The organism is Bradyrhizobium sp. C9 (assembly GCF_002532045.1).
Taxonomy (GTDB): domain Bacteria; phylum Pseudomonadota; class Alphaproteobacteria; order Rhizobiales; family Xanthobacteraceae; genus Bradyrhizobium.
The window spans coordinates 1-22,487 of the sequence record NZ_NWTG01000026.1 but is presented as its reverse complement, the minus strand read 5'-3'; the positions used below and the strand labels follow the sequence as shown (position 1 = coordinate 22,487).

The 22,487-nt window shown below is 65.9% G+C and carries 24 protein-coding genes; 11 read left to right on the top strand and 13 right to left on the bottom strand.

Translation table 11 applies throughout. The features are described 5' to 3' along the window. Positions 1 to 3 precede the first annotated feature (3 nt). The 4 genes from fliQ to flgB form a co-directional block, all read right to left on the bottom strand. Positions 4 to 267: a flagellar biosynthesis protein FliQ gene (gene fliQ / locus CO675_RS33145; protein WP_050401183.1), complete on the bottom strand. Its 264-nt coding sequence runs from the start codon at positions 265 to 267 to the stop codon at positions 4 to 6. Positions 268 to 328: 61 nt separating this feature from the next. Continuing rightward, complete coding sequence (fliE, locus tag CO675_RS33140) at positions 329 to 640, bottom strand: flagellar hook-basal body complex protein FliE (protein WP_092115393.1); 312 nt, start codon at positions 638 to 640, stop codon at positions 329 to 331. A 26-nt stretch (positions 641 to 666) separates the two neighbouring features. After that, positions 667 to 1,092 carry a flagellar basal body rod protein FlgC gene (gene flgC / locus CO675_RS33135; protein ID WP_097675999.1) on the bottom strand — a complete coding sequence of 142 codons (426 nt, stop codon included), beginning with the start codon at positions 1,090 to 1,092 and terminating at the stop codon, positions 667 to 669. Positions 1,093 to 1,119: 27 nt separating this feature from the next. Next, positions 1,120 to 1,530, bottom strand: a complete 411-nt coding sequence (gene flgB, locus CO675_RS33130) for a flagellar basal body rod protein FlgB (protein WP_097675998.1) — start codon at positions 1,528 to 1,530, stop codon at positions 1,120 to 1,122. A gap of 369 nt (positions 1,531 to 1,899) precedes the next feature. Between flgB and CO675_RS33125 the strand changes: the two genes are divergently transcribed. From CO675_RS33125 to CO675_RS33110, 4 genes are all read left to right on the top strand, one after another. Then, positions 1,900 to 2,829 (top strand): flagellar biosynthetic protein FliO, encoded by a 930-nt coding sequence (locus CO675_RS33125; RefSeq protein ID WP_198964833.1) that lies wholly within the window; start codon positions 1,900 to 1,902, stop codon positions 2,827 to 2,829. Next, positions 2,826 to 3,578, top strand: a complete 753-nt coding sequence (fliP, locus tag CO675_RS33120; protein ID WP_050631029.1) for a flagellar type III secretion system pore protein FliP — start codon at positions 2,826 to 2,828, stop codon at positions 3,576 to 3,578. Before CO675_RS33125 ends, fliP begins: the two co-directional genes overlap by 4 nt. 85 nt (positions 3,579 to 3,663) lie before the next feature. Next, on the top strand, positions 3,664 to 4,551 hold the full coding sequence (locus CO675_RS33115; protein WP_097675996.1) for a hypothetical protein: 888 nt from the start codon (positions 3,664 to 3,666) through the stop codon (positions 4,549 to 4,551). Positions 4,552 to 4,606: 55 nt separating this feature from the next. Continuing rightward, on the top strand, positions 4,607 to 5,758 hold the full coding sequence (locus CO675_RS33110) for an aminotransferase class V-fold PLP-dependent enzyme (protein WP_097675995.1): 1,152 nt from the start codon (positions 4,607 to 4,609) through the stop codon (positions 5,756 to 5,758). Here the strand turns inward: CO675_RS33110 and CO675_RS33105 are convergent. The 4 genes from CO675_RS33105 to CO675_RS33090 form a co-directional block, all read right to left on the bottom strand. After that, entirely contained in the window at positions 5,755 to 6,996 is a 1,242-nt protein-coding gene (locus CO675_RS33105; RefSeq protein WP_245453029.1) for a YbfB/YjiJ family MFS transporter, read from the bottom strand. The two genes, CO675_RS33110 and CO675_RS33105, sit on opposite strands and share 4 nt — an antisense overlap. A gap of 129 nt (positions 6,997 to 7,125) precedes the next feature. After that, positions 7,126 to 7,836 (bottom strand): SDR family NAD(P)-dependent oxidoreductase, encoded by a 711-nt coding sequence (locus tag CO675_RS33100; RefSeq protein WP_097675994.1) that lies wholly within the window; start codon positions 7,834 to 7,836, stop codon positions 7,126 to 7,128. 88 nt (positions 7,837 to 7,924) lie between these two features. Then, the gene (locus CO675_RS33095) at positions 7,925 to 8,884 is read right to left on the bottom strand and encodes a LysR family transcriptional regulator (RefSeq protein ID WP_097675993.1); all 960 of its coding nucleotides are present in this window, start codon (positions 8,882 to 8,884) and stop codon (positions 7,925 to 7,927) included. Between the two features lie 25 nt (positions 8,885 to 8,909). Then, entirely contained in the window at positions 8,910 to 9,146 is a 237-nt protein-coding gene (locus CO675_RS33090) for a hypothetical protein (RefSeq protein WP_097675992.1), read from the bottom strand. Between the two features lie 270 nt (positions 9,147 to 9,416). On the opposite strand from CO675_RS33090, the gene CO675_RS33085 reads away from it, so the two are divergent. Beyond that, positions 9,417 to 10,262 (top strand): glyoxalase superfamily protein, encoded by an 846-nt coding sequence (locus tag CO675_RS33085; RefSeq protein ID WP_097675991.1) that lies wholly within the window; start codon positions 9,417 to 9,419, stop codon positions 10,260 to 10,262. A 12-nt stretch (positions 10,263 to 10,274) separates the two neighbouring features. On the opposite strand, the gene CO675_RS33080 is transcribed toward CO675_RS33085, so the two are convergent. The 5 genes from CO675_RS33080 to fliL form a co-directional block, all read right to left on the bottom strand. Further along, complete coding sequence (locus CO675_RS33080; RefSeq protein ID WP_097675990.1) at positions 10,275 to 14,174, bottom strand: hypothetical protein; 3,900 nt, start codon at positions 14,172 to 14,174, stop codon at positions 10,275 to 10,277. Between the two features lie 437 nt (positions 14,175 to 14,611). Further along, the gene (locus CO675_RS33075) at positions 14,612 to 15,415 is read right to left on the bottom strand and encodes a MotE family protein (protein ID WP_097675988.1); all 804 of its coding nucleotides are present in this window, start codon (positions 15,413 to 15,415) and stop codon (positions 14,612 to 14,614) included. After that, positions 15,412 to 15,885 carry a DUF6468 domain-containing protein gene (locus CO675_RS33070; RefSeq protein WP_097675986.1) on the bottom strand — a complete coding sequence of 158 codons (474 nt, stop codon included), beginning with the start codon at positions 15,883 to 15,885 and terminating at the stop codon, positions 15,412 to 15,414. Before CO675_RS33070 ends, CO675_RS33075 begins: the two co-directional genes overlap by 4 nt. Continuing rightward, on the bottom strand, positions 15,882 to 17,084 hold the full coding sequence (gene fliM, locus CO675_RS33065) for a flagellar motor switch protein FliM (RefSeq protein WP_092115408.1): 1,203 nt from the start codon (positions 17,082 to 17,084) through the stop codon (positions 15,882 to 15,884). The genes CO675_RS33070 and fliM overlap by 4 nt, the downstream gene beginning before the upstream one ends. Before the next feature lie 18 nt (positions 17,085 to 17,102). Beyond that, complete coding sequence (gene fliL / locus CO675_RS33060; protein ID WP_097675985.1) at positions 17,103 to 17,591, bottom strand: flagellar basal body-associated protein FliL; 489 nt, start codon at positions 17,589 to 17,591, stop codon at positions 17,103 to 17,105. A 383-nt stretch (positions 17,592 to 17,974) separates the two neighbouring features. Here fliL and flgF point away from each other — a divergent pair, with 383 nt between their 5' ends. The 6 genes from flgF to CO675_RS33030 all read left to right on the top strand — a co-directional run bounded on the left by flgF (position 17,975) and on the right by CO675_RS33030 (position 22,471). Then, on the top strand, positions 17,975 to 18,739 hold the full coding sequence (flgF, locus tag CO675_RS33055; RefSeq protein WP_097675984.1) for a flagellar basal-body rod protein FlgF: 765 nt from the start codon (positions 17,975 to 17,977) through the stop codon (positions 18,737 to 18,739). 16 nt (positions 18,740 to 18,755) lie between these two features. Next, positions 18,756 to 19,544 (top strand): flagellar basal-body rod protein FlgG, encoded by a 789-nt coding sequence (gene flgG / locus CO675_RS33050; protein ID WP_097675982.1) that lies wholly within the window; start codon positions 18,756 to 18,758, stop codon positions 19,542 to 19,544. 2 nt (positions 19,545 to 19,546) lie between these two features. After that, the gene (flgA, locus tag CO675_RS33045; RefSeq protein WP_097675981.1) at positions 19,547 to 20,602 is read left to right on the top strand and encodes a flagellar basal body P-ring formation chaperone FlgA; all 1,056 of its coding nucleotides are present in this window, start codon (positions 19,547 to 19,549) and stop codon (positions 20,600 to 20,602) included. 5 nt (positions 20,603 to 20,607) lie between these two features. Continuing rightward, positions 20,608 to 21,360 carry a flagellar basal body L-ring protein FlgH gene (flgH, locus tag CO675_RS33040; RefSeq protein ID WP_097675979.1) on the top strand — a complete coding sequence of 251 codons (753 nt, stop codon included), beginning with the start codon at positions 20,608 to 20,610 and terminating at the stop codon, positions 21,358 to 21,360. Positions 21,361 to 21,646: 286 nt separating this feature from the next. Then, entirely contained in the window at positions 21,647 to 22,081 is a 435-nt protein-coding gene (locus CO675_RS33035) for a hypothetical protein (protein WP_198964832.1), read from the top strand. A 96-nt stretch (positions 22,082 to 22,177) separates the two neighbouring features. Continuing rightward, the gene (locus CO675_RS33030) at positions 22,178 to 22,471 is read left to right on the top strand and encodes an antibiotic biosynthesis monooxygenase (protein WP_097676072.1); all 294 of its coding nucleotides are present in this window, start codon (positions 22,178 to 22,180) and stop codon (positions 22,469 to 22,471) included. Positions 22,472 to 22,487: the final 16 nt, after the last annotated feature.

The window sequence follows — 22,487 nt, the reverse complement described above, 5'->3', positions numbered from 1 at the left end:
GCATCAACCGCCGATGATTCGCGACGAAATCCGCATCATGTGGCTACTGAGCGCGTCCGCCATGAACGGCAGCGCCAGCAGCAATGTGACGAAGATCGCGAGAATCTTCGGCACGAAGACCAGCGTCTGTTCCTGGATCTGGGTCAGCGCCTGGAACAGCGACACCACGACGCCGACCACGAGGCCGACCACCATCAAGGGCGACGACACCAGCACGATGGTCCAGATCGCATCGCGCGCCACGTCGAGAGTTTCAGGGCCGGTCATTGTTGTTCTCGCTTCTTGCAATCTTACTGCGCATCGCCCCGGGATGACGTCCTGACGGACGTCAGATCGGCATCTTCATGATGTCTTCATAGGCCTGGATCACGCGGTCGCGCACCGAGACCAGCGTCGACACCGCGACGTCGGTGTCGGCGACCGCGGTCACTACATCCATCACATTCGCCTTGCCGGAGGCCATCGCCATGGTCTGCGCGTCGGACTTCTTGCCCGCTTCCAGCACGCTGCCGACGGAGTCTTTCAGCAGCGCGCTGAAGGACGGGCCGGCGACGGCCTGCCCGGCCTTCTCGACACCGCCGCGCTCCATCAGTTTCGCGAGGTTGGCGTAGGCGTTGGCGGCGACGGTCGGTGTAGCCATGATTTACGTTCCCTGTTCTTGTTGCGTCAGGACTTGAGGATGTCGAGCGTGCGCTGGATCATCCGCCGCGTCGCGCTGATGATGTTGAGGTTCGCCTCGTAGGAGCGCTGGGCGTCGCGCATGTCGGTCATTTCGACCATCGAATTGACGTTCGGATATTTGACGTTGCCAGAGGCGTCCGCCGCCGGATTGCCCGGCTCGTGCTTGATGCGGAACGACGACTGGTCGGGGCGGATGCGGCCGAGCGTCACGACCTGGGCGTCGAGCGAACGATCGAGCGCCGAGGAGAAGGTCGGCACCTTGCGGCGGTAGGGGTCGCCGCCCGCGGTCTGCGCCGTCGAATCGGCATTGGCGATATTTTCCGAGATCACCCGCATCCGCCCCGCCTGCGCGCGCAGGCCCGAGGTCGCGATGCTCATCGAGCGGGTGAAATCGCTTGTTCCGTCTGCCATGGGATCCTCCCGCCGCCGTTACGCGGCCTAACCCTTGCCGATCGCGGTCTTCAGCAGATGCAGGCTCTTGCTGTAGAGCGAGGTGACGGCCGCGTAGTCCATCTGGTTGGCCGACACTTTCAGCATCTGGTCCTCGAGATTGACCGCGTTGCCGGCCGGGCGGGTCTGGAACCCGCTCTTGCCGCGATCATTGTCGAATGTGTCCGGCGCACCTGACGCCGCCATGTGGGTGGCGCTGGTCTGCATCATCGGCAGCGTCCCCATGCCGCCGCCGACCGTGGCGCCGGCCCGGTCGAACTTCGGCTCGACCAGGTCGCGCGGCCGGAAGTTCGGCGTGTCGGAATTGGAGATGTTCTCGGCGAGCACCCGCTGGCGCTCCTGGTGCCACTGCATCTTGCTGCGCAACGCCGACAGGATCGGAAGATCGTTCATGGCCATCGTCGCGGCTCCGTTAACCTTTGGGTGGCCTTTGGGCCTTCCGAGGTAGGCAGAATTTGCCCGGTGTATGGTTAACGGGTGGTTAAAATATCGGATGGAGCCGTGGAGAACGCCGCAACTGCGGCCGGCGAGCGCATTTTCGCCACGAATGCTGCGTTAACCAGCACAAACCAAGACAGCATGGGGCGCTGAGAAGTCGTTTTGGGACAAGCGATTCTTGGTTTATTAATAGAACAGTCGGCTGCAAGCCGCTGGGAATTAAGAAATAAGGCGAATCTCGGGCGCGATTCGCTGCGCAAACCGCACCTATCAATCCGCGCTCGTTGATGGCGGAAGCTGAGGAAGGCCACGATGGCCGGGGACTCCAATATGCAGGTCATTACATTCGTCTTGGCATTCGTTGTCGTGCTGGCGCTGATCGGCGTCACCGCATGGCTCGTCCGCCGCTTCGCCGGAAACCGCCTCGGGGCCAACGCCAACCGCGGACGCATGCCGCGACTGGCCGTGATCGACGCGGCTGCCGTCGATGGCCGCCGCCGGCTGGTGCTGGTACGCCGCGACAACATCGAGCATCTCCTGATGATCGGTGGCCCGACCGACATCGTCGTCGAGCCGAATATCGTCCGCGCAATGCCGGGGCGCGATCAGGCGTCGACTCGTCCTGCCGTCGCGGCCGATGCCGCGCCGCCGCGCGTGGCGCCGCTTCCGGATGCCGCCTGGAACGAGAGCGAAGCCGCCCGTTCCGACAATTTCGACCTTCCCGAGCCGGAGCTGCCGCCGCGTCAGGCACGGCCCTCGTTTGCCGACGAGCTGCGCCGGCCTCCGCCGCCAATCGCCGAGCGTCGCAACGATCCGCTGACGAGCTTCACGGCCGAGCGCAGCGAACCTCGGCCCGATCCGATGCCGCCGCGCCTGCCGTCGCGCTCCGAACCCGTCATTCCGCGGCCGCCGCGCGCTGCCGAGCCGCCGAAGGCGCCGCCGCGCGCGCCCGAGCGCGCCGTCGCGCCGCCGCCTCCCCCTGGTCCGCCGCCGATCGCAACCCAGGCGCCTCCGCCGGTGCCGCCGGCATCGAACGCCGATGCTAATCTGGCCGAGATGGCGCAGCGGCTCGAGGCGGCACTGCGCCGCCCGACCGGCGCAGGCGAGACAGTCGCACCGCCGGTTGCGCCCGAGGCGCCGCCGGTCCGCGCGCCGCGTAGCGAGCCGCCTGCCCCGCCCGCCGGCGGACAGAAGAGCGGCTTTGAGAATCTCGAGGACGAGATGGCATCGCTGCTCGGCCGACCGAAGAATCCTTCGTGAGGTTCGGGGCAGTCCCGCGTAGAGTTTTTTTCATCGCTGTCCTGATCGCCGCCGGATCCTTCGCCGATCCGGCGATGGCGCAGGATATCAGCATCAATCTCGGCGGCGGCAATGGCGGCGTGACCGAGCGCGCGATCCAGCTGATCGCGCTGCTCACGGTGCTGTCGATCGCGCCGTCGATCCTGGTCATGATGACGTCGTTCACGCGCATCGTGGTCGTGCTCTCGCTGCTGCGCACCGCGCTCGGCACCGCGACCGCGCCGCCGAACTCGGTGATGATCGCGCTTGCGATGTTCCTCACCGCCTTCGTGATGGGCCCGGTACTGCAGAAATCCTATGACGACGGCATCAAGCCGCTGGTCGCCAACCAGATCGGTGTCGAGGAAGCGCTGCAGCGCGCCTCGGTCCCGCTGCGCGGCTTCATGCAGAAGAACGTCCGCGAGAAGGATCTGAAGCTGTTCATGGACCTCTCCGGCGAGCCGCCGCCGGCGACGCCCGAGGAGATGTCGCTGCGCATCCTGGTGCCGGCCTTCATGATCTCCGAGCTGAAGCGCGCCTTCGAGATCGGATTCCTCCTATTCCTGCCGTTCCTGATCATCGACCTCGTGGTCGCCTCGGTCTTGATGTCGATGGGCATGATGATGCTGCCGCCGGTGGTCGTCTCGCTGCCGTTCAAGCTGATCTTCTTCGTGCTGGTCGACGGCTGGGCGCTGGTCGCCGGCAGCCTGGTGCAGAGTTACGGGGGGTAGCCCCGCGAAACATTCATGGCCTCATCGCTGGATCGGCCGTGCCGTTGCATTATCATGCGCCGCACCGCATCCAGGGAGCCGCGCCGTGCAGCAGCCATTCGACCGCGCCGCAGAAGACCTCGGCAACGCCATCCATCTCGAACACGTCAACGTGCAGGTGCCGGACCAGCGCCTCGCCACGCTGTTCTATGTCGCCGGCATCGGGCTGACCCGCGATCCCTATCTGATGGTCTCCGACAGCAACATGTGGGTGAATGCCGGCCGCAGCCAGTTTCATTTGCCGAGCGGCCGGCCGCAGGTACTGCGCGGCCACACGGCAATCGTGATCGCCGGACGGCAGGCCCTGCTGCAGCGGCTCGCTACAGTCGCGCCCAAGCTCGAAGGCACCGCGTTCGGCTATCGCGAGCACAACGATCACGTCGAGGCCATTTGCCCATGGGGCAACCGGCTGCGCTGCTTTGAGCCGGACGCCGGGCGGTTCGGGCGCATCGCGCTCGGCATGCCCTATGTCGAGTTCGACGTGCCGCGCGGCACCGCCGAGGCGATCAGCCGGTTCTATCCCGAGATCATGGGCATCCCCGCCAGCGTCATGAGCGGCGACGGTGTCGTCGCGCGCGCAAAAGTCGGCAAGGACCAGTATCTGCAGTTCCGCGAGACCGACCAGGCGCAGGGCGAGTTCGACGGCCATCACGTCCAGATCTACATCACGGACTTCTCCGGCCCCTACAAGCGGCTGCGCGAGCGCAACCTCGTGTCCCGCGAGGACAATCAATACCAGTACCGCTTCTGCGACATCGTCGATCCCGCCAATGGCCGGCACCTGTTCACCGTCGAGCATGAGGTGCGCAGCGCCACCCATCCGATGTATCTGCGGCCGCTGATCAACCGAAATCCCGCACAGACCAATCGCACCTTCGCCAACGGCTACGACCAGGCGCCGTGGGCGATGGGGCCGGACCAGTACGACGGATGAGCGCGCGCACGTCTGCGCGTCGCGACATCATCAGCAACCCCAGCCACGAGACGACATGCTTCCCTCCCAGCGCCATCTGTTCCAGATCCCACGCGAGGTCTGCTACCTGAACTCCGCGTCCTACAGCCCGCTACCCTTGAAGACGCTCGACGCCGGCCGCGCCGCAGTCGGACGCAAGGGCCAGCCCTGGACGATCGATGCCGGTTTCGCCGGCCGCCAGCATGAACGGGCCCGCACCGCGGCCGCACGCCTGATCAATGCCGATCCTGATGACGTCGCGCTGATCCCGGCGATCAGCTACGGCATCGCGACGGTGGCGAAGGCGCTGAGCATTCCGCGCGGCACCCGCGTCATCGTACTGGAGAACGATCACTCCTCACCGGTGCTGGAATGGCTTGCCCGTGCCAAGGCGCAGGGTTTCGTCGTCGACACCGTGCGCCAACCCGCCGACGGCGACTGGACGTCGGCGGTGCTTGCAACGATCGACCGCGCGGGCGCGCCGCCGGTCGGCCTCGCCTCGATCTCGTCGGTGCACTGGTCAGACGGCGGCATCATTGACGTCGACAAGGTGCAAGCCGCACTGCGGCGGCATGGCGCGATGTTCGTGATCGACGCGACGCAGAGCGCGGGCGTCGTGTCGATGGACGTGACAAAGCTCGACCCCGACGCCGTGATCTTCCCGACCTACAAATGGCTGATCGGTCCCTACGGCCGCGCCTTCCTCTACGTTGCAAAACGTCACCAGAACGGCGTGCCGTTGGAGCAGACCTCCGCCGGCCGCCGCGATGTCAATTCCGAGAACCCGGTCTATTTCGGCGACCTCGGCTATGTCGACAATGCCCGCCGCTACGACATGGGCGAGCGCGATCATTTCATCACCCTCGAAATGGCCTCGATCGGCATGGAGATGATGGCGGAATGGGGCGCTGCCGCCGTCAGCGCGCGGCTCGCGATGCTCAATGAGCGAATCACCGACGGGGTGCGCGATCTCGGGCTCAATCTGCTGGCGCGCAGCCTGCGTGCGCCGCACATCCTGAGCCTCGGCATCGCCGGCGGCATTCCGAAGGAACTGATCGCGCGGCTTGCCGCCGAGAACATCCACGTCGCGCTGCGGCTCGGCCGGATGCGGATTTCGCCGCACGTCTTCAACGACGAGGCCGACGTGGATCGCCTCGTCGCCATCCTGACGAAAGCGCTGCGCGGCTAACTCCGCTTGCGCCCCAGCACGACGACGCTGACCAGTTCGATCGCCAGCGCGACGGCCACGCCGGCCGCGCCGATCACGAACAGCAGCGCATAGTTGCCACCGCTCTGCGCGAACAAATAGGACAGGCCATAGGCACCCGCCGCCTGGAACAGCGCGAAGGCCGTGGTCGCCTGTGCCCAGGCCGAGCGCTGGCTCGCAGCGGAATGCGGGATCAGCTCGTGAATGCGGCCGATCACCAGCGGCACGATGCCGGGTGTGAAGCAGCCGACGATGAGGCTCGACACGATCAGCGCCGCGGGCGAATTCGTCACCGCGGGCAGCGCGACCGCAACCGCCTCGATCAGGAACGCCGCGCGGAGCGCGGCGGCGAAGCCGGCGCGATCGGCGAGATGTCCGGATAGCAGCGGGCCGATCACCGCGCCGATGCCGTACAGCACCCAATAATACGATCCTGCCGCGATCCCCTGCCCGAGGCCGCGGGCGACATAATCGACCAGGAACACCATGTGCGGCACCAGCGCCAGCGCATTGAGGCCATATTCCACGCACAGCGCGATCACCAGCGGCGAGCGCACACCATGCGCAACAACAGGCTGCTCCGTCACAGCATGCGGGGCAGGCACTTCCGCGGGCCATGCCTTCCAGCTGATCAATGTCAGCACCGCCGACAGCAAGCCAAGGCCGTACCAGGCCTGCTTGACGCCCTGCAGCAGCAACAACGGCACCAGCGTGCCCGACGCGGCGACGCCGAGGCCAACACCGGCGAAGATCACGCCGCCGATCAGGCCGCGCTTGCTTGGCGCGGTGTGCGGCAGGATCGCAGTCGCCGCCAGCACCATGATCACGCCGCCCGAGATGCCGGCAAGGAAGCGGAAGCCGAAGAACCAGATGAAGGAGATCGGCACCGCGCAAGCAAAGCAGGTGACGGCAGCGAGCACCATCATGCCGCGCAGCGCCCACACCGAACCGACGCGTGCGCCGAGATCGCGGGCGATCAGCGCGCCGGCGAGATAGCCGGCAAGGTTGGCTGCGCCGAGATAGACGGCTTCCGCCGGCGTGAACCATTTGGCCGCAATCAGCGCCGGGATCAGCGGCGTGTAGGCAAAGCGCGCCAGCCCGAGCCCGACCAGCGAGGCGCACAGTCCCGCGGCTGCGGACAGCCACAACGGCCCGCCTGCACCGAGATGCGGCGCGGCGTGATGGCGCCGGTCATGATCGACATTGGCTGACATGGACATCGCAGTAGGCCCTCCGGCCGTTCATGAAAAATGATTAGTTGCGATCGCTGCAATCGCTCGCAGCGATCACGACGCACCTCTCCCGATCGGGAGAGGTGACGATTTGCACGGCACGATCGAGATCGTGTTTCAGTGACCGGCGCTTTGGCCGCCGTCGACATGCAGGATCTCGCCGGTGACGAAGCCCGCGCCTTCCAGGAACAGCACGGCATCGACGATGTCCTTCATCTCGCCCATGCGGCCGACCGGATGCTGTCGGGCAAGGAAATCATGGGTCTCGGGGGCGTGCATCGGCGTCTTGATCACGCCGGGTGCCACCGCGTTCACGCGGATGCCCCTCGCCGCATATTCGATCGCGAGCGACTTGGTGGCGGCATTCAGGCCGCCTTTGGTCAGCGACGCCAGCACCGCGGGCACGTTGCTGTTGGCATGGTCGACCAGGCTGGTCGTGATCTGCACGATGTGCCCCGAACCCTGCTTCACCATCTCCTTGGCGACGCGCCGGCTGATGTAGAAGAAGCCGTTGAGGTTGGTCGCCAGCACCTGCGCATAATCCTGGTCGGTGTAGTCGGTGAACGGCTTTGCGACGAAGATGCCGGCATTGTTGACCAGCGTGTCGATGCGGCCGAAGCGCCCAAGCGCCTGCTTGACGATGCGGTCGGCAACCTCCGGGTCGCCGATGTCGCCGGCAACGGTCAGAACGTCGACGTCGGTCGACGGCTTGATGCTGCGGGAGTTGGCGACGACGCGCCAGTTGCGGTCGCGATAACCCTTCACGATGGCCTCGCCGAGGCCCTGCGACGCGCCGGTGATGATGGCAACCTTCTGCTCTGCACCCATGATCTCTCTCCATCTGTTGATGAGGCTGCGACAGCGCCGCCTCGATGGAGAGCAAGCTAGATACATCCGCATTTCGTGCGAATGCCCGCTATTCGGCAGACACTCTTCCGCGGCGCGAACGACTGGCCCGGCTGGCCTCGCGCGACAGCCGCTCGAAATAGCGCTTCAGCCGCGGCGTCGCGAAATCGACGAAGGCGCGTACCTTGGGCACGTCGAAGCGCCCCTGCGGCGCCAGCAGATGCACCGGCAACGGTGGAGGCTCGTCGCCGGCGAGCAGTATCTGCAGCCGTCCGTCACGGATTTCCTCGGCGATATGATACGAGAACAGCCGGGTGACGCCGTGCCCTTCGCTGGCCGAAGCGACCGCCGCCCGCACCGTGTTGACGACCAGCCGCGGCGCGAACTGGACCGCGCGCGCGACCTTCGACTTGGCGGCCGGCGGAAAGCTCCAGGAGTCGAGCCCGAAATGCGTCATCGCGATGATCTGGTGCCTTGCGAGATCGGCCGGCTCGCCGATCACGGGATGCTGCACGAGATAGCCCGGCGATGCCGCGATCACGCGCCGCACCTCGCCGAGCTTGATCGCGATGAAACTGGAATCGGCGAGATGGGCGATGCGCAGTGCAACGTCGATGCCTTCGTCGATCAGATTGACGGTGCGATCAAGCATCGCGAGCCGCACCGACACCGCCGGATGTTCGGCCACGAAGGCGTCGAGCAGCGGCCGCAGCACGTCCTCGCCGACGACGACCGGTGCGGTGATGGTCAGCGTGCCGCGCGGCGCCGACCGCTCGCCGCCGGCCGAGATGTCGGCCTCCTCGAGCTCGCTGAGGATGCGCCGGCACGCCGCCGCGTAACGCTGGCCGGCCTCACTCAGCTTCAGCGACCGCGTGGTACGATGAAGCAGCTCGGCGCCGACATGATGCTCGAGGAACGCGATCGCCCGGCTGACCGCCGCCGGCGAGCGCCGCAGTTTCCGCCCCGCACCGGCAAGGCTGCCCTCGTCGACCGCCGCGACGAAGACCTTCATGGCGTCGATGCGGTCCATCGCTCTCCCCGGTTCGCGGCCGCCGCTAACCCTTCACGTCATACTGCCTGCTGAGGTGATCGCCGATCTGCACCAGCATCGCGACGCATTCGGGGTAGCCGGGCCGCGCCACCGTGGCCTCGTTGGCGCTGGCGCGGAATTCCCAGCTGTCGCCGTCGCGCAGCACGGAGATGTCGATGCCGTCGGGGCAGTCGGCATGGACTTTCAACTCGGCCCGCGCCATCGCGATGAGTTCGGCTTCGGTCTTGATCGGCTTGCTCATGTGACGACGTCCTCCCGGCTGGCGATATCAGCCATGGTTGCCGATTTGGCAGCGGGATGTCGAGAGGACGCACCCGATCACGGGCTGTTGCAATTGACAAATTGCGGGTCCCCGGCGAACATCGGGCTGGGTCGATACCACCCGCCGCTTGCACCCCGCCCGGGGATGGTAAACGTATCAAGCCAGGTTTCAGGCTTCCTTTGCCCGCACGAACGGGTCAGCAACGCAAGCCCCTGACGCTTTCCGTTCGTCGATGCAAAGGTTGATCCCATGCGCGACTTTCGTGATGCCAAGGCCATGGCGCAGACGCTGCGCGAAGCGCTCGCCGCCAAATCGATCCCCCTCACCCACAGCGACAGCTTGGAGCTGACCGCCAAATTGTTCGGACAGCGCGACTGGAACACGCTGGCGGCGCGGATACAGGCCGCCGGACCGCCGCGCACGCCGACCCAGGCTGCCGACTTCACTGCGGAATCACCGCCGACCGCCGCGCGGCAGGAGATCGCGGTGGCTTCAGCCGTGCTCGACAATTATGCCGGCTTCTACAAGCTCAACGACCGCGCCGTGTTCACGGTGACACCCGACGGACATCATCTGGTGATGCAACTGACCGGACAGCGCTCGGTGCGGTTCTTTGCGGCGAGCGCGTCCGAATTCTTCGCCAGGATTGTCGACGCGCAGGTCAGCTTCGTCGTCGGACCGGACGGACGAGCCACCTCGCTGGTTCTCCATCAGAACGGCACCGATATTGCGATGGCGCGTATCGATGCCGCGGCGGCTCGGAAGATCGCCGATCAAACGGCGGAGCGCGTCAAGAACCAGTCGGCCAATCCTAGAACCGAGGCTGCGCTGCACCGCCTGATCGATGGGATCGCCTCAGGGAATCCCAACTACAATGAGATGAGCCCGGCGCTGGCGGCGGCGACCCGCAAGCAGATGACGTGGCTTCAGCCCCTCGCGGACCTCGGCACGATCCAGGCAATCCGCTTTCTCGGTGTCGGCGAGCAAGGCGAAGACGTCTATAGCGTCAGGCAGGCGAACGGCGCCGCGCACTGGCGCATCGCGCTCGACGACAAGGGCATCATTTCGACCGCGTGGGTGACTCCCGGCCCGTAACGGCCCGTGCCGCTACGGCGTCACGCCGGCGCGGCGCTCGCCCTTGATGACCGGCAGCGTGCTGACCGGCGCGGCCTTCGGCTTGTCCGGCAGCGATCCGGTGGTGACCGGATCGGGCAGCGGCGCGCGGGCGGTGGCGTCGGGGAAGCGGGTCTTCATCTCGCGGATGAAGCCGTCGAGCGTGTCGACGCTGGCGGCCATCCGCGCGATCTGGGCGAATTCGGCGCTCGAGGTCGCGACCGGCTTGCTGGCCGCGTCGAACGCCAGCCTGTCGGCATCGCCGGACATCAGCGGCGCGTACTTTTCGCGGAACCGGGACAGCCCGATGGCATCCTCGGCGAGCGCGTAGCCGACCACGGCGCGGATGACGTCGGCCTTCTCACTCGGGTTGAGCGGGGTGAAATCGCGCCAGCGGTCGCCGTAATAGAGCTCGATCTGCTCGGACGCCTCGCGCCAGTGCCGCGACGCCCAATAGATGTCCGAACGCAGCCGGATCGCCTCGCGCCCGGTGATGTTCGAGATGATGTCGAGCGCGAGGTCGTGCCGGCCGACGTCGCTCTGCGCGCGCGCCTCGAGCAGCAGCCGCTGCTGGCGCAGTTCGCCGGAGAGATCGGCGATCCGGGTCGAGCGCAGCGCGCCGATGGCGCGGTCCGGCTTGCGGTTCATCAGATAGACCATCGCAAGCCGCGCGGCGACCTGGGCGCGCGCTGCGCCTTCGAGCCGCTTGTCGACCTGGTATTGCAGGAGGTCGGCGGCTTGGTCGAGCAGATCGACGCCGACCAGACGGTCGGCGAGACGGCGGATCATCTCGTCGCCGCGGCGGCCGATCGGCGTCAGCTCGCGATAGTCGTAGAAGGTGCCGAGCGCATCGATCGGCGCCATCTCGTCGCCCTTCGGGCCGAGATAGAGCTGCACGAACAACGCCGAGGCGGCATCCTGCGCCTGGCGCGATTCCGGCGCGTTCGGCTGCAGCCGGGTCGCCGCACGGGTCACCGCGAAGGCATCGGCATAGCGCGCGGTCTCGGCATAGATCTTCGACAGCACGTACAGCGTCTTCAGCTCGATATTGTCGCCGCGCCACAGCATCGACAAGAGCTCGAGCTCCTTCAGCACATCGTCGCGGCCGATCTCGCCGCGCTTCTGCCGCAGCAGCGTCTCCAGCAGCCTGCCTTCGGCGGCGGCCTGACGGTCGGCGGAACCGGCGGCGAAGCGGTAGGCGTCGAGCGCATCCTTCTCCTGCCCGAGCGCTTCGGCGAGCCGGCCGCGCAGCACCGCAACCGCGGGCTTGAGCGCGTCGGGAACGCCGACCACGTCGAGATCGCTCTTGCGCCGTGCGGCGCCGGCATAGTCCTTGACCTCGAGCGAGGCCTTCATCGAATCCAGGGTGACGATACGCTGCAGATCGGGCGGCAGCGTCGCAACCGCGAATTCGGCGTTCTTGAATTTCTCGCGCGCCTCGGGCCATTTGCCCTCGCGGGCAAAGGCCAGCCCCTTCCACAATTGGGAATCGTAGCCATTGCCGATCACGGGATTGGCGAGGTCCTTGAGCCCCTGCGCCGGGTGCCCGATCAGGATGCTGGCAACCGCATGCACCATGACCACCGACGCCGCCTCGCTGCCGCGCTTGCTTTCGGACAGCATCAGATTGGCGACACCATGGGCTTCCTGGTACATGCCGCGCGCCATGTAGAAATCGGCGAGATCGAGCCGCGCCTGCGGCAGCTGCTCGGCATTGGCCGTCGAGGCCGCCGTAATCAACCCGTCGAGCTGCTTGAGGAAATTCTCCGACTGGTTCTTGCGCCACTCGTCCGGATCGAACAACGGCTTCACCGCCGCGGTCGCGCGCTCGGCGGCGACGTCGGCCGACGACAGCGTCAGGCCGCCGGGCCGGCCCAGCGTCACCTTGTCGGCGCCGACCTCCGCCTTGACGTCGTCGGCGTTCGGATGAACCACGACGCCGTGAATCGATTCCAGCAATGAGAGCTCGACAAAGTCCTGCCGCTTGATGATACCGCGGGTCGGCGGCGGCGCGGTCACGACCCAGAGCGTATCGCCCGCGTCGGGATCGATCAGCCTGTGGAGCTGGCCGGGATTGGCGAGCGGCACGCTGACATTGGCGAGCGAGGGCTCGCTGATGTTGCGCACCACACTGAGCGGCAGCGGCGGCTTCTGCACCCGGTCGGCGAAGGTCAGCGTCCAGCTCACGCCGCGCGAGCGGTCGTCGCTCTCGAGCGATGGCATCTGCGGCCGGTTGAGGCGGAAGCGCACCGCCTGCCCCTTCTCCAGCGCGATCCGGCTGACGTCTGATATCAGCGAGCCGGCTTTGGCGCGGATCGGATCGACGTCGATCGCCTCAGGCGTGTCGAACACCATCCATACCGTGTCGGCGCGACGGAACAGTGCCGCCGGCGTCGCGCCGGGGAATGAGAACGTCACCCGCAGCCCGTCGCTGTCGCGCTGGGCTTCGACCGCGGAACTGGCAGCAGACTTGGCGCCGGCGCGGGCCTCGGCAGGCGGTGATGGCGCCGCCGCTGGCTTCTGCGCCTCGATGGCCTGCGCGGCCGCGGCAGCGGGCGCAGGCTTTGGCGCGTCGCTCGGTTCCGGCGCAGCGCTGCCCTCGCGCGGCGCAGCCGGTGCAGCGGCCTTCTCGACCTCGGCCGGCGGCGCCGCGGCGATCTTCGGCAGCTCCGAGTTGGGCAGCTCGGATCTCGGCTGTTCCGATTTGGCGGGCGCGGGCGCCGGTTGCTCAGTCCCGGCCCGTTCGGGTTTGACCGGCTCGGACTGCACCTGCTCAGACTTTACCTGTTCCGCCGTTGGCTGTTCGGATTTGGCCGGCTCCGCCTTGGATTGCTCTGTCTTGGGTTGCTCGGACTTGGGCTGCTCGGACTTGGGCTGCTCGGACTTGGGCGGCTCGGACTTGGGCGGCTCGGACTTGATCTCGATCTTGGCTTGCTGCGCGATGTTCTCCGATGTCACCGGCGCGGCCGCAGCCGGACCCTTCGGCTTGCCGCGCGACGTCGGCAACAATGCGCTCAGCGAAGGCTTCGCCGCCTGCTGCTGCTCGGCCTGCTGAAAGGCGACATCGACGATGTAGTTCTTCTCGTCGCGGAACGAATGCACGTCGACATCGCCAATCAGCGTCACGTCGACCGCCGAGGTATCCGTGTCGGCGCGCGAGCTGATCGACGCGACGTTCGGGGGACCGGCGACCTTGGCATCGGCCAGGTCGAAGCTGAGGACCGAGTTGAAGGACAGCGTCAGCTTCTGCTCGTTCAGCACCGAGGAGACGCTGACCCCGTCGGGGACCTCGAACACGAAACGGACGAAGGTGGGCTGCACCAGCGCACGAACCCGGATCGGCGGCTTCTTCTTGGCGGCATCGGCCGCACGCTGGATGCGCAACAGACGCTCGGCGGCACGGGCACGCTCCGCCAGCTCGCGGATCACGTCCTGCGGCAGCGACGGCGGCGGGCCGGTCCAGCCGTCGGGCAGGAAGTCGACGAAGATGCGCTCGCCGGCGGTCATGGTGTTGATGGTGACGCGGCGCGCCAGCGACAGGCGGATCGCCGAACCGTCGGGGTCGCGGCGCGCGGCGCCGACATAGTCGGGCACGGCATCCGACAGCTTCTCGACGGGGATATCGACCGGACGCTTGAAGCGGATCACGATGATCGAGCCGGCGGTCGTGACCTCCGACTCGACATCCTCCTTCAGCTTCAGCACCAGCCTGGCATAGCCGTTCGCGGCCGCGAATGTCGCCTCGCCCGGCACCGGCGACAGGTCTTGGGCCGACACCGTGGCTGGATATGTGACGGTTGTGAGGACAAGGCCGGTGGCGAGCAGGCACAGACGCGCGGTCCGCGCCCAGGCACGGCCTAGCGACCAAGTTTCAGCGGCAGCCGTTCGCGCCATCTCGAAACGTCTTCTCGGGACCTCAGCCATACCAGCGCGAAGCGCCCTCGCCCACGCATCCCGATCTTGGATCGGGCGGCGTTAAGGAGCTGTTAACGTCAATGGATTGTTTCACTGAGCTACGCAGCTGGTTTCGGAGCCGCTTTCGGCCCTGCGGTAATCCGCCAGTCGAACGTGTTTGTGGTATGGTTAAAGAACACTTGCCATCACATTGGAACGGCTCGCGGAAACTGGGCAGTTCAAGCTGCGGCTCAATACGGCGAGATTCGACATCCAGGATCATTGGAAAACACTTGAGCAGCAAACCGCTTATGTCGAAGCGGCGCTGGACGATCGAAACTTCGGCGCTGCGGCTATCGCCGACGTTTGCGAAAGCGCGTCACATGGCTCGTGGGTGCAACCCACCGAAGGTTGGCCTCTGAGGCCAACGCGTTCCGTCAATTCGTCTTCGGGGCGAGCATCTTGCCTTCGATCTTGGGAAGCTCGTCGGTCGAGGCCGACTTGTCGCCGCCGGCGCGGCGCGCGAGTTCGACGGTGAGCCGTTCGGCGGCCTCGGGCTGCATCAAGCCGAGGATGTCCGACATCTTGCGCGGCTGGATCTGCGAGGCGATCTGGTAGAGCACGGTCATCTCCAGCCGATCGAACACCTTTGCGGCGTCCTTCGGCTTCATGTTCTCGTACATGGTGACGATGCCCTTGAAGCGGGCGGCGTCGGCTTCGACCTTGGCCGCCGCATCGGCGTTCGCCTTGGCATCATTGGCCTTGGCCTCCTCGACCTTGGCCTCGATGCGCTTCTCCGCAGCCTTCAACAGGCTTTCGCGGATCTCGACCTCGCGGGCGCGCGTTTCGAGCTCCTGGCGGCGCGACTGCAACCGCTCCAGAATCGCGCGCTCCGACGCCGACACCGGCGGCGGCGCATCCATATTCACCACCACGCCGTCGGGCTTGGGCGCCTCCGCGGCCGGTGCGGCCGGTTTCGGTGCCTCGTCCTTCTTCGCGTCCTTGCCCTCGACGGATCCCGTAATGTCGCCGGGATCGGCCTTGATCTTGCTGTCGGCAACCGCCTTGGGCGCGCCAGGGAAGTTGAAATTCTGCTGCGCCCAAGAGGGGCCAGCCGGCGGCGCGTCCTCGGCAAACACGTAACCGCCATCGAGCACGAGGCCCGCGACCTTCAGCACCATCAGGCCGAAGATCGCAACCAGCACCACGGGCATCACTCTGATGTCACGAAGCAACTTCATGCAGCGAGGCCGCCGGCCCTCCTGCGCTCGGTGAAGGCTTCAGCCGCCGCGGCAACCGCGCGCGCGGCCGAAACCCTGGGCGGCTGCGCCACCGGCGCGGCGGGCGCAGCTGCCGGTGCCGGCGCGTACGCGGGCTCCGCCGGCCGCGCCGCCAGCGCGATCTTGGACAGGCGGCGCACCACGCCATCGCCTTCCGCCAACTGGTTCTTCAGCTGCGCCGACATCAGCGTCGCCGCGTCGAGCTGGTTGCCGAGGTTCTCGTTGACGTCGCGCACCGCGTGCTTCAACCCGCCGATCGCCCGTTCGGCGATCTCGGTCGCGGTGATCAATTCGGCGATCGTCGCCTTCAGCGAATGCTCGTCCGCCTTCAGCCGCTGCAGGCGCTTGTTGAGCAGCCAGCAATAGCCGATCGTCAGCATCAGCAGCACGGCCACCAGACTCTCGATTGCTAGTCCAAGCACATGACTCATGGTGCCTCCATCATCTTGGTCCGCTCGTCCGCCTTCTCGAACATCGCGAAGGTGGTTTGGGGTTTACGCAAATTCTTGGTGACGCGGATCGCGACACGGTCGCCGACGCGGCCCATGCGGCCTTCCGTCAGGGTGACGTTGCCGCAACGGACCGAGACCAGCGCGTCGGAGCGGATGTCCAGCGGCAACGTGTCGCCGACCTTGAGCTTCATCAGCTCCTTGAGCGGGATATCGGCCTCGTACAGCACCGCATCGACCGCAATCTCGGCCTGCGCCACTTCGGTGGCAAAATGGCCTTCCCAGATCGGATCGCGGCCGAACTTCTCGCCCATGAACATCTGCAACAGCACGTTGCGGATCGGTTCGATGGTGGCGTAGGGCAGCAGCAATTCGACATTGCCGCCGCGGTCTTCCATGTCGATGCGCAGGCGCACCAGGATCGCGGCGTTGGCCGGGCGGCTGATCGCGGCAAAGCGCGGGTTGGTCTCGAGCCGGTCGATCGTGAAGGTCACCGGCGACAGCGGCCGGAACGCCTGCTCGGCATCCGACAGCACCACCTCGACCAGCCGCTTCACGAGGTTGGTCTCGATCGTGGTGTAGGGCCGGCCCTCGATCTTGAGCTGGGTCTGGCCGCGGCGGCCGCCGAGCAGCACGTCGATCATCGAATAGATCAGGTTGGAGTCGACCATGGCGAGGCCGAAATTCTCCCACTCCTCCGCCTTGAACACCGAGAGCACCGCCGGCAGCGGGATCGAGTTCATGTAGTCGCCGAAGCGCACCGAGGTGATGCGGTCGAGCGAGACTTCGACGTTGTCGGAGGTGAAATTGCGCAACGACGTCGTCATCAACCGCACCAGGCGGTCGAACACGATTTCGAGCATCGGCAGACGCTCATAGGACACCATCGCCGAATCGATGATGGCGCGGATGCCGGAATGATCGTCGAGGCTGACGTCGCCGACCGTGAAGCCGAGGAGATTGTCGATCTCCTCCTGCGACAGCACGCGCTCGCCGTTGGTGTTCTTGCCGCCGAAGTCGCGGCTGCCGTCCTCGACCATGGCCGCCCATTGCAGCGCCATGTTCTCGGTGAGCTCGTTCTTGGCAGCTTCCGCCGCGGCTGCCGCGGGATCCTCGGAATCGAGCGAGGCTTCCCACTGGGCCGCAATGGCGTCCTGGTCCATCTGGTCGTTGCCGGCCATGGCTTTACATCCGCCCCGTCACTGGATCACGACTTCCTTGAACAGCACCGCGCTCACCTGGTTGGGCGCCAGCGCGAGGTTGACGCGCTTGGTCAGCTCTTCCTTGAGACGGAACAGGCCGGCCGAGCCGTTGAGATCGCTCGGGCGCAGCTCGCGCATATAGGTCTGGAACAGGTCGGTGACGCGCGGCAGCGCCGGCTTGATCGCCTCGACCTGCTTCTCTTCCTTGATCTCGAGCACGAGTTTCAGCTTGAGATATTGCACCCGCTCGCCGGGCGCGCCGACCAGATTGACCAGCATGTCGGGCACGTCGACGAAGCTCGGCGGCTTCGGCGGTGGCGCTTCGGCGTGCTGCTCCTCGCCGTGACCGCGCATGAAGAAGAACCATCCGCCCGCGCCCGCGCCGAGCACGACGAGGAAGCCGACGACGGCAATGATCAGCTTGAGCTTGCCCTTCTTCGGAGCGGCCGCGCCCTCGCCGCCTTCCGTCTTTTCCTCGTCCGCCATCGTCCGCCCGCTTCGACTTGAAGGATGCGAACGCGATTTGCCCCAGCTTTGGCTTCAAGACGCGATACAAAGGCCGCCGGCGCACACGCGCCCCAATGCCGGCAACACTGGGGTCATAATGGTTAACGGAAGATTAGGATTTACCTTCAACTAGGAAAAAACTGCCGGGCAAACATGGTCAACAAGACCTTTCTGCCGCCCGGCACGGCGCCCTGAAAAACACTTAACCAATTCAAATATCTACGTATTTCAAGTTGGCACGGGTTTCGCTGAGAGGACGACGTAACTGGCGGGTTTGGGAGAACCCAATGGTTACCGACGGTCCGGCGTGAAGGTTTGGGAGAACCTTTCGCATCGGATCACCTCACAGGGGAGAACCACCGATGCAGAATACGCTTCTGGTCGGACTATCGAAGCAGATGGTGCTGGAACGGCAGATGGATGTCGTTTCCAACAACATCGCGAACATGAACACCAACGGCTACAAGGCCGACCGGTCGCTGTTCCAGGAATATCTGTCCTCGAACGCGCATGAGGACAATTTCGCGTCCCCCGACCGCCGCGTCTCCTTCGTGCAGGACCGCGCGACCTTCCACGACTTCTCGCAGGGCCCAACCGAAGAGACCAAGAACCCGCTCGACGTCGCGATCGACGGCAACGCGTTCCTGGTGGTGCAGACGCCGGGCGGCGAGCGCTACACCCGCGACGGCAACCTCGCGATCAACAATCGCGGCCAGCTGGTCACCGCCTCGGGCTACCAGGTGCTCGGCACCGCCGGCCCGATCACGTTCCAGCAGACCGATCACGACGTCAACATCGCTCCCGACGGCAATGTCAGCGTGCTCGAGGGCACGTCCCGGCTCGACTCGATCCGCGGCAAGCTGCGCCTGGTCTCGTTCGCGCAGGCCCAGCGCCTGCTGAAGGAAGGCTCCAACCTCTATGTGCCGGGCGAAGGCGCGACGCCGCAGCCGGACACCAAGGCGCAGATCCGCCAGGGCTTCATCGAGAAGTCGAACGTCAATTCCGTCGTCGAGATGAGCCGCATGATCGAGATCACGCGGACCTACACCCAAATCGCCTCGCTGCTCCAGCAGCAGAGCGACCTGCACAAATCGGCGATCGAGAAGCTCGCCGACGTGCCGACCTGATCCGGGGGACTGACCGATGCGTGCACTTTATACTGCAGCGACCGGAATGGCGGCACAGGAACTCAGCGTTCAGGTGATCTCCAACAACATCGCGAACCTGCGTACCACCGGCTACAAGAAGCAACGCGCCGCGTTCCAGGACCTGATCTACGACCACGTGCGCCGGGTTGGCGCGCAGGCCTCCGACCAGAACACCATCATGCCGATGGGCATCGACCTCGGCGGCGGCGTCAAGACCGTCGGTACGCCGCGGATGATGACCCAGGGCACGCTGTCGCCGACCGGCAACGATCTCGACATCGCGATCCGCGGCGAAGGCTTCTTCAAGATCCTGATGCCGGACGGCACCTTCACCTACACCCGCGACGGCTCGTTCCAGATGGACAATCAGGGCCGCATCGTCAACGCGCAGGGCAACCTCGTGCAGCCGACGATCACGATCCCGCAGAACGCCTCCGGCCTCACCATCAATGCGCAGGGCCAGGTCTCGGTGACGCTGCCGGGCCAGACCGCGTCGACCAACATCGGCCAGATCGGCCTGACCCGCTTCATCAACAAGGCCGGCCTGATGCCGATCGGCGACAACCTGTTCCAGGAAACGCCGGCCTCCGGCCAGCCGCAGGACGGCATCGCCAACACCGACGGCTATGGCGACATGCAGCAGAGCAACCTCGAACAGGCCAATGTCGAGGTGGTCTCGGAAATCTCCGACCTGATCGCCGCGCAGCGCGCCTATGAGATGAACTCGAAGGTGGTCTCCGCGGCCGACCAGATGATGCAGTCGACCTCCAACCTGTTCCGCTGAGGATGATGTCGATGATCGCCCGCTCATTCCTGATCGCAGCCGCGCTCCTCGCGGTGACAGTGGTACCGGCCACAGCGCAAGTCCGCGGCGAGACCATCGCGGTGCCGACGCTGCGCGCCAGCGTCACGGTCGCGGACGACATCGTGCGGGTCGGCGACCTCATCGACAACGCCGGCAGCGCCGGCAGCATCGCGATCTACCGCGCGCCCGATCTCGGCACCACGGGCACGCTGCCGGTGGCGCAAGTGCTGAATGTGCTGCGCACCCACCAGGTGATCGGCGTCGATACCCGCGAGCTGAAGGAGATCACCGTCACGCGGCTCGCGCGCACTATCGACAGCAAGGAGATCGAGCAGCAGCTGTCGCGCGCGCTGGAGGGCCGCCATGGGCTCGGCAGGGCCGGCAATATCGCACTCACCTTCGACCGTGATCCCGGCGATATCAGGCTCGAGGCAACCAACACCGGCGCGATGCAGCCCATCGCCGTGCGCTACGACCCGCGCTCGACGCGTTTCGACGTCACCTTCGAGGTCAGCAACGAAGCCGGCGCGGCGCCGTACAAGCTGCGCCTCACCGGCACCGCGATCGAAACCATCGAGGCCGCCGTGCTGACGCGCAATGTCGAACGCGGCGACGTGCTTAAAGCCTCCGACGTGGTGGTCGAGCGCCGTCCGAAAGCCGAAATCGGCAACGACGCGGCCGTGCGCGACAGCGCCGTCGGCATGCAGATGCGCCGCCAGATCCGTGCCGGCCAGGCGCTGCGTACAGCCGACATGGCAAAACCCGATCTCGTCACCCGCGACCAGAACGTCACGCTGGTCTACCGCACCTCCGGTCTCTACCTCACGATCCGCGGCAAGGCGATGGACGGCGGCGCCGAGGGCGACGTCGTCAACGTGATGAATTTGCAGTCCAAGCGCGCCGTCGCCGGCGTCGTCACCGGGCGCGGCGAGGTTTCGATCTCGGTCGCGTCCCCGCGCGCCGCGCCGGGCGCCGACACCGCCTCTTCAACTTCCGCTCCCGTCAAGCTGAGTTCAGTCGCACCAAACGCCGAGTAAAGTTCATGTCCCAGTACCGCATCAACCGCCTCATCCTGACCGGTGCGCTGCTCGCACTCGGAACGATCGCCAGCGGTTGCTCGTCGATCGACCGTCTCTCCCAAATCGGTGAGAAGCCGAAGCTGACGGAGATCGAGAACCCGACGGCGCAGCCCGGCTACAAGCCGGTGCAGATGCCGATGCCGAAGCCCGAGGTCGCCTCCTACAGCCCCAACTCGCTGTGGCGCAGCGGCTCGCGCGCTTTCTTCAAGGACCAGCGCGCAGCACGCGTCGGCGACATCCTGACCGTCACGGTGAACTTCACCGACAAGGCCGCGATCGCCAACGAGACCCAGCGCAGCCGGAGCAACACCGAGGATTCCGGGGTCACCAACTTCCTGGGCTCGCAGACCATCACGCAAGCGAACAAGATCCTGCCCGGCCGCATCCTGACCGCCGACTCGACGGCCTCGAGCGACGGCAAGGGCTCGGTGAATCGCCAGGAAGCCTTGCAGACCAGCGTCGCCGCCGTCGTCACCCAGATTCTCCCGAACGGAAACCTTGTGGTCGAAGGCAAGCAGGAGATCCGCGTCAACTATGAAATCCGCGAGCTGATCGTCGCCGGTATCGTGCGCCCGGAAGACATCCAGAGCGACAACACCATCGATTCCTCGAAGATCGCCCAGGCCCGCATCGCCTATGGCGGCCGCGGCCAGATCACGGACGTGCAACAGCCGCGCTATGGCCAGCAGGTTCTCGACGTGCTCTTGCCCTTCTAACGACATGGCTGAGTAAGTCTCTTACGAGCTCCCACACCTCGTCGCGAACCTAGGCGCGGCGCGGCGTACCAACACGGCCCTCGCTAGCTCCCCTGGCGAGGGCCGTGGCATTCTTGTGACCGGTCGAATGCACTCGCGCGCTCGTCGCGCACCAGTCCGGTACCGCTTCGCGCAAGTCGCACGATTGCTTTCTCGGTTCGTTAACCGTTGCAGCAACCCGCAGTAGCAGTCCCGACGCTTGCAACGTAGCTAGACGGCAACGCAGGGTTTGCAATTCGTGACGCTCATGCAAAGAGACGGTCAATATGCGGCGTGGTTTCGCACGCCGCGTGGCGAAGGCACTGGAATAGTCCATCTGGCAAACGGCAGGATCTCAGGCGGCGACGCCATGTTCACCTATGGCGGATCCTATCAGCTCGATGAGGACCGCTTCACGGCGGTGCTGACGACGCACAGATATGCCGACGGCCCGTTCACCACCGTCTTCGGATACGACGAGGTCGAGGCGCAGCTGACCGGCACCTTCAGCGGCAATCGCGCGGTGTGCTCGGGCACCGCCAAGCAGGCCCCCGGCGTGCTGTTCGAGGCCACGCTATTTCTGCAGCAACAGGAGCAGGCGCCCGCCCCCGGCCCAAAAACCATCACAACGCGCGCGGATGTGGCGCGGCTACCGAAGCTCCCCGACCGCCGCACGGCCGTCGTGACCAGGCGCTTCAGCTGATCGGTCCGCAATCCCGATGGCATCTCCGCCCCTTCGGGCGTACCATCGCGCATGCGCGAAGCGCAGCCCGATCGATCCAGCCGGAAGGAGGAACGCATGTATGCCGCCATCCGTCACGCCAAGGCGAAGTCTGGTAGCGCCGAAGAACTCGCGCGCCGGATCAAGGAAGGCGCGATTCCGATCATCAGCGATGTCGAAGGCTTCATGGCCTACTACGTCGTCTATGCCGGCGACGACACGGTCACCGCGATCAGCGTCTTCAACAATTTTGCCGGCGCCGAGGAAGCCAACCGCCGTGCGCTGGCCTGGATCGATGACAATCTCGGTCCATTGCTGGTCGGCCAAGCCACCGCGGTTGCGGGTCCGGTGATCGTGCATACCAAGGCATGACGGCCGCAACCGGGTT

What these genes read in the sequence shown, in the direction of transcription:
- CO675_RS33070 (WP_097675986.1), bottom strand. Translation starts at nt 15,885, where the DNA reads ATGAGTCATGTGCTTGGACTAGCAATCGAGAGTCTGGTGGCCGTGCTG.
- fliL (WP_097675985.1), bottom strand. Translation starts at nt 17,591, where the DNA reads ATGGCGGACGAGGAAAAGACGGAAGGCGGCGAGGGCGCGGCCGCTCCG.
- CO675_RS33090 (WP_097675992.1), bottom strand. Translation starts at nt 9,146, where the DNA reads ATGAGCAAGCCGATCAAGACCGAAGCCGAACTCATCGCGATGGCGCGG.
- CO675_RS33080 (WP_097675990.1), bottom strand. Translation starts at nt 14,174, where the DNA reads ATGGCGCGAACGGCTGCCGCTGAAACTTGGTCGCTAGGCCGTGCCTGG.
- fliE (WP_092115393.1), bottom strand. Translation starts at nt 640, where the DNA reads ATGGCTACACCGACCGTCGCCGCCAACGCCTACGCCAACCTCGCGAAA.
- flgF (WP_097675984.1), top strand. Translation starts at nt 17,975, where the DNA reads ATGCAGAATACGCTTCTGGTCGGACTATCGAAGCAGATGGTGCTGGAA.
- flgC (WP_097675999.1), bottom strand. Translation starts at nt 1,092, where the DNA reads ATGGCAGACGGAACAAGCGATTTCACCCGCTCGATGAGCATCGCGACC.
- CO675_RS33105 (WP_245453029.1), bottom strand. Translation starts at nt 6,996, where the DNA reads ATGTCCATGTCAGCCAATGTCGATCATGACCGGCGCCATCACGCCGCG.
- flgB (WP_097675998.1), bottom strand. Translation starts at nt 1,530, where the DNA reads ATGGCCATGAACGATCTTCCGATCCTGTCGGCGTTGCGCAGCAAGATG.
- CO675_RS33030 (WP_097676072.1), top strand. Translation starts at nt 22,178, where the DNA reads ATGTATGCCGCCATCCGTCACGCCAAGGCGAAGTCTGGTAGCGCCGAA.
- fliM (WP_092115408.1), bottom strand. Translation starts at nt 17,084, where the DNA reads ATGGCCGGCAACGACCAGATGGACCAGGACGCCATTGCGGCCCAGTGG.
- CO675_RS33035 (WP_198964832.1), top strand. Translation starts at nt 21,647, where the DNA reads ATGCAAAGAGACGGTCAATATGCGGCGTGGTTTCGCACGCCGCGTGGC.
- CO675_RS33110 (WP_097675995.1), top strand. Translation starts at nt 4,607, where the DNA reads ATGCTTCCCTCCCAGCGCCATCTGTTCCAGATCCCACGCGAGGTCTGC.
- CO675_RS33075 (WP_097675988.1), bottom strand. Translation starts at nt 15,415, where the DNA reads ATGAAGTTGCTTCGTGACATCAGAGTGATGCCCGTGGTGCTGGTTGCG.
- flgA (WP_097675981.1), top strand. Translation starts at nt 19,547, where the DNA reads ATGATGTCGATGATCGCCCGCTCATTCCTGATCGCAGCCGCGCTCCTC.
- CO675_RS33100 (WP_097675994.1), bottom strand. Translation starts at nt 7,836, where the DNA reads ATGGGTGCAGAGCAGAAGGTTGCCATCATCACCGGCGCGTCGCAGGGC.
- flgH (WP_097675979.1), top strand. Translation starts at nt 20,608, where the DNA reads ATGTCCCAGTACCGCATCAACCGCCTCATCCTGACCGGTGCGCTGCTC.
- CO675_RS33085 (WP_097675991.1), top strand. Translation starts at nt 9,417, where the DNA reads ATGCGCGACTTTCGTGATGCCAAGGCCATGGCGCAGACGCTGCGCGAA.
- CO675_RS33095 (WP_097675993.1), bottom strand. Translation starts at nt 8,884, where the DNA reads ATGGACCGCATCGACGCCATGAAGGTCTTCGTCGCGGCGGTCGACGAG.
- fliQ (WP_050401183.1), bottom strand. Translation starts at nt 267, where the DNA reads ATGACCGGCCCTGAAACTCTCGACGTGGCGCGCGATGCGATCTGGACC.
- CO675_RS33125 (WP_198964833.1), top strand. Translation starts at nt 1,900, where the DNA reads ATGCAGGTCATTACATTCGTCTTGGCATTCGTTGTCGTGCTGGCGCTG.
- flgG (WP_097675982.1), top strand. Translation starts at nt 18,756, where the DNA reads ATGCGTGCACTTTATACTGCAGCGACCGGAATGGCGGCACAGGAACTC.